The organism is Sphaerospermopsis reniformis (assembly GCF_005402885.1).
Taxonomy (GTDB): Bacteria; Cyanobacteriota; Cyanobacteriia; order Cyanobacteriales; family Nostocaceae; genus Sphaerospermopsis; species Sphaerospermopsis kisseleviana.
In genome coordinates, this window is sequence record NZ_BJCE01000243.1 from 1 (window position 1) to 8,077 (window position 8,077).

General features: G+C 39.5%; 8 protein-coding genes and 1 pseudogene. 5 read left to right on the top strand and 4 right to left on the bottom strand.

Annotation, left to right across the window (positions count from 1 at the left end; all coding sequences use genetic code 11):
• Window positions 1-131: 131 nt before the first annotated feature.
• A pseudogene (locus tag FFR48_RS22900) lies at window positions 132-371 on the top strand (Uma2 family endonuclease); the annotation flags it as partial.
• Between the two features lie 36 nt (window positions 372-407).
• Here the strand turns inward: FFR48_RS22900 and FFR48_RS22905 are convergent.
• The 3 genes from FFR48_RS22905 to FFR48_RS22915 form a co-directional block, all read right to left on the bottom strand.
• Window positions 408-827, bottom strand: coding sequence for a hypothetical protein (locus FFR48_RS22905; RefSeq protein WP_199291085.1), 420 nt, complete (start codon window positions 825-827; stop codon window positions 408-410).
• The gene (locus FFR48_RS22910) at window positions 820-1,263 is read right to left on the bottom strand and encodes a Panacea domain-containing protein (protein WP_096570692.1); all 444 of its coding nucleotides are present in this window, start codon (window positions 1,261-1,263) and stop codon (window positions 820-822) included. The genes FFR48_RS22905 and FFR48_RS22910 overlap by 8 nt, the downstream gene beginning before the upstream one ends.
• Before the next feature lie 187 nt (window positions 1,264-1,450).
• Window positions 1,451-1,675: a CopG family transcriptional regulator gene (locus FFR48_RS22915; RefSeq protein WP_137668961.1), complete on the bottom strand. Its 225-nt coding sequence runs from the start codon at window positions 1,673-1,675 to the stop codon at window positions 1,451-1,453.
• A gap of 338 nt (window positions 1,676-2,013) precedes the next feature.
• On the opposite strand from FFR48_RS22915, the gene sat reads away from it, so the two are divergent.
• Both sat and FFR48_RS22925 read left to right on the top strand, forming a co-directional pair.
• On the top strand, window positions 2,014-3,198 hold the full coding sequence (gene sat, locus FFR48_RS22920; protein ID WP_137668957.1) for a sulfate adenylyltransferase: 1,185 nt from the start codon (window positions 2,014-2,016) through the stop codon (window positions 3,196-3,198).
• Between the two features lie 100 nt (window positions 3,199-3,298).
• The gene (locus FFR48_RS22925) at window positions 3,299-5,434 is read left to right on the top strand and encodes a caspase family protein (RefSeq protein WP_137668958.1); all 2,136 of its coding nucleotides are present in this window, start codon (window positions 3,299-3,301) and stop codon (window positions 5,432-5,434) included.
• A gap of 107 nt (window positions 5,435-5,541) precedes the next feature.
• Here FFR48_RS22925 and FFR48_RS22930 read toward each other — a convergent pair whose 3' ends face one another.
• Window positions 5,542-6,414, bottom strand: coding sequence for an S-methyl-5'-thioadenosine phosphorylase (locus tag FFR48_RS22930; protein WP_137668959.1), 873 nt, complete (start codon window positions 6,412-6,414; stop codon window positions 5,542-5,544).
• Window positions 6,415-6,602: 188 nt separating this feature from the next.
• On the opposite strand from FFR48_RS22930, the gene FFR48_RS29100 reads away from it, so the two are divergent.
• Both FFR48_RS29100 and ygfZ read left to right on the top strand, forming a co-directional pair.
• Window positions 6,603-6,758: a hypothetical protein gene (locus FFR48_RS29100; RefSeq protein WP_190648154.1), complete on the top strand. Its 156-nt coding sequence runs from the start codon at window positions 6,603-6,605 to the stop codon at window positions 6,756-6,758.
• A gap of 138 nt (window positions 6,759-6,896) precedes the next feature.
• Complete coding sequence (gene ygfZ, locus FFR48_RS22935; protein ID WP_137668960.1) at window positions 6,897-7,880, top strand: CAF17-like 4Fe-4S cluster assembly/insertion protein YgfZ; 984 nt, start codon at window positions 6,897-6,899, stop codon at window positions 7,878-7,880.
• The last annotated feature ends 197 nt before the right edge of the window (window positions 7,881-8,077 follow it).

Consider the following 8,077-nt stretch of genomic DNA (forward strand, 5'->3'; position numbering starts at 1 on the left):
TACATTTTGATGCACCTTGATGCAAGGGTTTTTACCTATTTTACCCCTTTTCCTTGCACTTTGTTCCTCTGTTCTGCCCCCTAAACTCTTGTTTTATCTAGGTTTTGTGTTTATTCAGCAAACCCTAAATAAACGACTACGCCCGTAAAGTCGAAGATTACGCTTTATTAGGTGTACCTGAATATTTGATTGTAGATTATTTGGGAATTGGAGGAAGAGAATATATTGGTAAACCCAAACAACCAACAATTACTATTTGTACCTTAGTTGGTGATGAATATGAAAAGCAATTGTTTCAAAATAACGATCAACTTGTTTCTTCCATCTTTCCTAACTTGCAATTAACAGCACAACAAATCTTTACAGTGTAATTGTTAGATGAAAAATGTACTATCTGCAAACAGCAATTAACCATGATTGTAAAGAGTAAAATTTCTATCTAACCAAATAACATAAAATATAGCACCATCTCTATAGCCTACCATTGCTTTTATACCGGAAAAGCGAAAAGCAATAAAATTGACATCTTCTGTAATAAATTTGGGAATTGGTGCTTTAATAGCATCCCTAGAAATTTTTTCATAACCAAGTTGGTGTCTACCTTGCGAGTGTATTTGACTCCAGGTTAATTTACTCAGTCTATGCAATTTTAAAGCAAATGCAACCTGATCATCTTTCTCACACTTAGTTAAACAATATTCACCCTCTAGGTAACGTAGAGAAAATACAGGTGGAGCTTTTTCTGGAGAAATTTCTTTTTGATCATTTGGAGTTGTTAGTTTATTACCCCTATCTTTTTGGGGTTGTTTAATTTTTTTCTTACTCATCTTCATCTAAAAGCTGAGTTTTAAAATATTTTTTTAGACATTCATGAGTAATAACATCACTTACATCTGTGTCTTTCCAAGGTTCTTCATTATGAGTCATATTTCTCAATTTCCAAGCTGAAAATTGACCATATACGCTATAAACTTCATCTAGTAAATCAACAGTTTTTTCATCGTATATCGAAAAATCAATATCTTCAGGAATGGGAATTGCACTAGAAGCAAAGTTTTTATACTCATGATAAACTTCCGGTACAACTGGTCCATGAATCCAAGCTTCAACAGGCTCAGGAAACAAAGGTTCGTTATACAGTGCTAAATGAAAACCTTGTGCGTAGTAAAGTAATTTTTGTAGTTTCAGATTAGAAATTAAATCCCCAGCATCTTCATCAGCTTGAGATAGAAAATACTTTGCAACATCATGACAACTGAGCATACTTGTTTCCTTCGATTTTGATAATTCCAGCAACTATTCTTAGTAATAAAAAGTATCTTAAATTTTTTCCTTCGAGCGAATAATATATATTTCTAAAATACTATTGTACTACACAATATTAATTAAAGCAACCGTTCAGGTATCCATTTCTGACCCTACTGCGGGACTGAGGTTAGCAAAATAAATTTCACCACGTTTCATCTTTCAACCCATCCTCTAGGGTTAATTCCCATTCTGGGTCAATTTCTGCTGATGCTTCCCGATATGCTTGCTCTAACTCTTGAAATCTCAATAAATCTAACGCTAACTCAATTACTTGAGAACGAGATTTACAACCTTTGGTAATTTTGTAGTTCTCCACAAACTGCAATAAAGCTGTTGGCAAGGAAATAGATATTTTTTCCGTTTGCATAGCATTACCATTTGGCAATCTCATATTTCTTACTCAAAGGTAGCATAATTAGGGAATGCTTTTGAAAGTCTTTTCGTTAGGGGATAGGAGTCAGGAGTCAGGAGTTCAAGAGGTAGGGGAAGTAGGGGAGTAGAGGAGGAAAGATTTTTCCCAGTAACCAATCCCCAGTCCCCAGTCCCCAGTCACCAATCCCCAGTCACCAATCCCCAATCACACCCTTTCCGACCGGCAATAGAAAATTTTTTTTGTGAACTTGTAACACAAAGTACCCACAATTTGATAACTTAGTACATAGATTGCAACAATAACAATATTTATAAATTACGGAAGGAATCACGTTGAGTTACCAACCAGATGCGATCGCCCCCCACGGCGGAGAATTAATTAACAGAATTGCTTCAACTGAACAAAGAGAATTATTTCTTTCCAAAGCAGAATTTTTACAACGAGTAACCCTTGATGAGCGAGCCGTTTCCGATCTAGAAATGATTGCGATCGGTGGTTTTAGTCCGCTGACTGGTTTCATGAACCAAGCCGACTATAATCGCGTAGTCGCAGAAATGCGATTGGCTAACGGTACTGTTTGGTCAATTCCCATTACACTATCTGTCACAGAAGAAGTTGCCGCCCCTCTCCAAGTAGGTGGTTTAGTGCGTCTGGATAACCCCAATGGCGAGTATATTGGGGTTTTGGAACTAAGCGAAAAATATACTTACGACAAAAAACGCGAAGCTGTAAATGTATATCGCACAGATGAAGCCAAACACCCTGGAGTACAGGTAGTATATAACCAAGGTTCTGTGAATCTGGCTGGGGATATCTGGTTACTGCAACGTGATCCTCATCCCCAGTTTCCCGCCTACCAAATAGATCCCGCTGCTTCCCGGCAAATGTTTAGAGAAAAAGGTTGGAAAACTATCGTTGGTTTCCAAACCCGCAACCCCATCCACCGCGCCCATGAGTACATTCAAAAGTGCGCCTTGGAAACAGTTGATGGTCTATTTTTACACCCATTAGTCGGTGCAACCAAAGAAGACGACATCGCTGCAGATGTACGGATGCGTTGTTATGAAATATTAATGGATCATTATTACCCCTTAGATCGAGTAATTCTGGCAATTAACCCAGCGGCAATGCGTTATGCAGGACCCAGAGAAGCTATTTTCCATGCTCTAGTGCGTAAAAATTACGGCTGTACACATTTTATAGTTGGGCGAGATCATGCGGGAGTAGGTGACTACTACGGCACTTATGACGCTCAATATATATTTGATGAGTTTGCGCCAGAAGAACTGGGCATTGTGCCAATGAAGTTTGAACACGCTTTCTACTGCACACGCACCAAACAAATGGCCACCACTAAAACCAGTCCTAGCAAACCAGAGGAACGGGTTCACCTATCGGGAACAAAAGTTAGAGAAATGTTGCGTCGTGGTGAGTTACCCCCACCAGAATTTTCTCGTCCAGAAGTGGCAGCCGAGTTAGCCAGAGCAATGTCTATCCAACAACCAGCTTTGGTTTAAAGAGACTGAAAAAGTAGCAAAAAGTCTAATTTCAAACTTTACTCTTTAGCCCTCAGCCCTTTAAGCTGTACCTTATCGACTGAGGGTTAACAGCTAATTTATGAAACGGCGTGCGTTTTTAGGAAGAATTGGCTCTATACTGGCACTATTGGGTTTAACTCAAGCTGAGTGGTTGACTTTGGGAAATCACTATTATCAAGCTTTAGCAGCACCCAATAGCCGCAAGTTGGCATTGCTAATAGGTATAAATCAATATCCACAAAGTCCCGCCCTTGGTGGTTGTCTGACAGATGTGGAATTGCAAAAAGAACTTTTGATTCACCGTTTTGGCTTTGCAACTTCAGATATTCTTACTTTAACTGAGGAACAAGCCAGTCGAGAATTTATTGAGGCAGCTATTTTAGATCACTTGGGTAAACAAGCAAAAGCCGATGATGTTGTGATTTTCCACTTTAGCGGCTATGGTAGTCGTGTCAAGTTGGGTACTTTCCCAGAAAATTTGCAGAATGCCCTGATCCCAGTTGACGAAAATTCACAGAATATAAATTTTGTCAACTATTTATTAGAAGAAAATCTTTTAGGATTATTGCGATCGCTCCCCACAGACCGAGTAACAGCAGTATTAGATACTAGCCACTATGCTAAAAGTACATTACATCCTGCCGGTTTGCGATTTCGCGCCCGTCCAGAACCATCAACAGCAAAGTTAGCACTCAAAGAACTGGATCTGTTCAACCACCTGCAAACACAGAACTCAGTTGCTAACAATGTCATGGTGATAAAAGCAACTTCACAACCAGAGCAAACAGCAGGAGAATTATTGTTTTCTGGTTTCAGTGCGGGTTTATTTACCTACGTTCTGACTCAATATCTATGGGAAGCAACCCCAGCCACAACAATTCAAGTTCTGCTATCTCATGCTAGTAGTTCTATGTACAAACTGGGTAGTGAACAGCAACCAGGGTTACTCAGTGAGAAGAAAAATCCTCAAAGTGTTTTAATTAATGAGAATTTTCCCATAGAAAGCACTACAGCAGAAGGAGTAGTGAAAGCTAAGGATGACGATGGTAAAACAGTACAATTATGGTTAGGAGGAATCCCCCCGCACGTTTGGCAATACTATGGTGTTAATTCGAGATTGACTTTGCCGACTGGAGAACAGTTAATATTAAAGTCCCGCAGTGGCTTAACTGCAAAAGCACAGATATCTAGTCAAGAACATAGCAAATCTCTACAAGTTGGGCAACTGGTACAGGAATCTGTACGTATGTTACCCCGGAATATTAATTTAACAGTAGCCTTAGATTCGGGACTGGAAAGAATTGAGCGTGTAGACGCTACCAGTGCCTTTGCAGCCATTACCCGCATGATAAATATTGCCTCAGCAGATCAGGGCGCTGATTACGTATTTGGTAAAGTGGAAAATGTTCCTAGTCGTTATGGTCTTTTTTCTCTCAGTGGTGAGCTAATAAATAATACTTCTGGAGAAATTGGAGAAGCAGTTAAAGTTGCAGTACAAAGATTAACACCCAAATTTTCCACCTTGTTAGCCGCCAAGTTATGGCGACTGACAGAAAATGAAGGTTCTTCTCGTTTACCGGTGAAAGCGAGTTTAGAGATGATGAACAAAATCTCGCCTCGTGTAGTGATGCAGCGACAAACATGGCGCAATCTGAGTGGGGAAACTACAACTAACAAAGCATTTACCACCCCAGGAACAGTTGTTCCTACAGTTCCCGTGGGTAGTAGGATGCAGTACCGGGTAGAAAATTTGAGCGATCGCCCAATTTATGTAATGCTGGTGGGGTTAAATAATACTAGAAGTGCCATAGCTTTTTACCCTTGGCAAATGTCCCCAGAAGCAAGTGCTTCTGACACCAAACCCGATCTGCAAGAAATAATCATTCCCCCAGGACAAATCCTCAAATTCCCCCAAAATGATACTACCTTTGGCTGGTTGTTGCCTACACGAGCATTGTTTTGTGAACATCAACTAATATTGAGTACATCTCCTTTTACGGAAACTTTAGCAGCCTTGGTAACGGCTAGGTATCCCACCGCTGATCAACAGCCCATTAGTCAGTTAGTTAATACCTTAGAAGTTGCCCAGGCTTTACTGCAAGATTTACATAATGGTACTAAAGCTAAAGCGGAAATCAATGGAACTACTACTGATTCTTATGTATTAAATGTGAATAACTGGGCAAGTCTGAATTTTAGTTTTAAGGTAGTGTGAGGGGACTGGGGACTGGGGACTGGTGACTGGTGACTGGTGACTGGTGACTGGTGACTAGGGACTGGGAGGATGAATAACCCAATTCCCAATTCCCAATTCCCAATGCCCTATAAATACTTCTCCAACAACAAACTTAACTTCTCCTTAGTTGCGGCTGGTGCATTTGCTAAATTTGTCAAAATTGCATATTTCAAAGCAGAATGGGCATCACTTTGAGGGGGGTTTTCACTTAACCGCTTTACAGTTTCTTGAATTACTTTTTGGGCATTTACTCCATTGCGTTGTAAATTGCCAATCACCATCTCTACTGTGACATTATCATGATCTGGATGCCAACAATCATAATCTGTAACTAAAGCCAAAGTTGCATAAGCAATTTCCGCTTCTCTGGCTAACTTTGCTTCTGGTAAATTGGTCATGCCAATAATTGTTGCACCCCAACTGCGATAAAGATTTGATTCAGCTTTGGTAGAAAATGCAGGACCCTCCATACAGACATAAGTACCTTCACGGTGAAGAGTGAGATCAGGTAAATTTAGAGAAGCGATCGCATCAGCTAAAACAGCCGCCAAATTTTTACAAATTGGATCACCAAATGCAATATGCGCTACAATTCCTTCACCAAAAAACGTGGAAATACGGTTTTTAGTTCTGTCAATAAACTGATCTGGAACTACCATATCTAATGGTTTTACCTCTGCTTTCAACGAACCAACTGCACTAGCAGAAATTAAGTATTTTACTCCTAATTGCTTCATAGCATAGATATTGGCACAGAACGGCAATTCAGAAGGTAATAACGTATGATTACGACCATGACGAGCCAAAAAGGCAACTTTTGTATCTGCTAAAGTGCCGATAATTACCGCATCTGATGGTGAGCCAAAAGGTGTTTCTATTTCTATTTCTTCTACATCCTTCAGAGATTCCATTTTGTATAAACCACTGCCACCAATAATTCCAATTTCCGCTAATGTCATATTTTATAAACCTGTGAACTTTTAAACATCTAAGTTATTTTACCGAAAAAATGAATAACCTAAAGCTACAAATTTGCAATTAGATTAAATTTTGTGCGTTTCCGTAGCGCTACGAATGTAAACTTTATCAAAAGTTGATATTTTAGAATATATTAGCATCGAAAATAAATAAACTGCGAGGTGGAAATATGCAATTTATAGCTAATTCAGATCCCAGCAATTTAGAAGCAATCTTGCAACGCATATTTACCAATCGCCGAATTACGCGCCAAGATCAACATATTATGCAAATCAATCAAGTATTTGATGGTTTAAAAAAAGGCTTAATTAGAGTTGTAGATTAAGAAATTTGAAATTTTAGATTTTGGATTAACTCCATACATCTCAGGTGTTTTATTATCAACATCACTGGTAAGCAGGTATCTATATTTGTTAATATTTGTGATGTAAAAAACCTGAAAATAGGGTAAGTCTTGATTACTATGCCAACATCTGCAATTGATAATAAAAATGCAGCAGCTATTCATGCAGCTAAAGAAAAAGTTGCTGTGTGCGATCGCTCCCATTGGGGACGCATCCGTGTTTCTAGTGATGACAGTCTGCGGTTTTTACACAACCAAAGCACCAATGATTTTCAACGCCTCAAACCAGGTGAAGGTTGTGATACTGTAATGGTTACATCCACAGCCAGAACTATAGATTTAGTAACTGGTTATGTTCTCGATGATGCAGTGTTACTTTTAGTTTCACCCCATCGGCGAGAATTTTTGATGTCATGGTTAGATCGTTACATATTTTTTGCAGACAAGGTAACGTTAACCGATATCACTGATGAAACTGCAACTTTTAGCCTCATCGGACCCCAAAGCGATGCTATTGTAGAAAAATTGGGGGCTGGTTCACTGATTGGTAAACCCAATAATAGTCACATTGTGGTTGATAATATGATTTTTGCCGTGGGTAGTGGGTTAGCTATCCCTGGATATACTCTCATTTTCCCTGTAGCGGAAAAACAAAAACTGTGGGAGAAAATATTAGAATATGATGCGGTAGAATTGAGCGATCGCCATTGGGAAACTTTGCGAATATTACAAGGTCGTCCTGTACCCGATGCAGAAATCACTGATGAGTATAATCCCTTAGAGATCGGTTTGTGGCAAACTGTATCTTTTAATAAAGGTTGTTACATCGGTCAAGAAACCATTGCTAGATTAAACACCTATAAAGGTGTAAAACAATATTTATGGGGAATTAGTCTTAACGCTCCCGCAGCACCAGGAAGCGTGATTACCATAGGAGATGAAAAAGTCGGTAAACTTACCAGTTACACAGAAACCCCTGAAGGTCATTTTGGACTAGGTTACATTCGTTCTAAAGCTGGTGGTGTAGGGTTAAAAGTGCAAGTAGGAAACAGTGAAGGAGAAGTTGTTTCCACCCCCTTTGTTTCTCATGAATATCCATTATAGGTGATTGGTGATTGGTGATTGGGTTATTAACTTCCCCTTGCACCCTACCCCCCTGCTTTCTTCCCAGTCCCCAGTCCCTCACAAGGGTAGGTATTTTACATTGTCGTCAGGGCAAGACTTGGTGGACAAGGTGGACAAGGTGACAAGGGAGGAAAACAGTACAAAGTCTGTATTCTTAGTCACAAAAATAGTCCGTC

What these genes read in the sequence shown, in the direction of transcription:
- FFR48_RS22905 (WP_199291085.1), bottom strand. Translation starts at nt 827, where the DNA reads ATGAGTAAGAAAAAAATTAAACAACCCCAAAAAGATAGGGGTAATAAA.
- FFR48_RS22910 (WP_096570692.1), bottom strand. Translation starts at nt 1,263, where the DNA reads ATGCTCAGTTGTCATGATGTTGCAAAGTATTTTCTATCTCAAGCTGAT.
- FFR48_RS22915 (WP_137668961.1), bottom strand. Translation starts at nt 1,675, where the DNA reads ATGCAAACGGAAAAAATATCTATTTCCTTGCCAACAGCTTTATTGCAG.
- FFR48_RS22925 (WP_137668958.1), top strand. Translation starts at nt 3,299, where the DNA reads ATGAAACGGCGTGCGTTTTTAGGAAGAATTGGCTCTATACTGGCACTA.
- FFR48_RS22930 (WP_137668959.1), bottom strand. Translation starts at nt 6,414, where the DNA reads ATGACATTAGCGGAAATTGGAATTATTGGTGGCAGTGGTTTATACAAA.
- FFR48_RS29100 (WP_190648154.1), top strand. Translation starts at nt 6,603, where the DNA reads ATGCAATTTATAGCTAATTCAGATCCCAGCAATTTAGAAGCAATCTTG.
- ygfZ (WP_137668960.1), top strand. Translation starts at nt 6,897, where the DNA reads ATGCCAACATCTGCAATTGATAATAAAAATGCAGCAGCTATTCATGCA.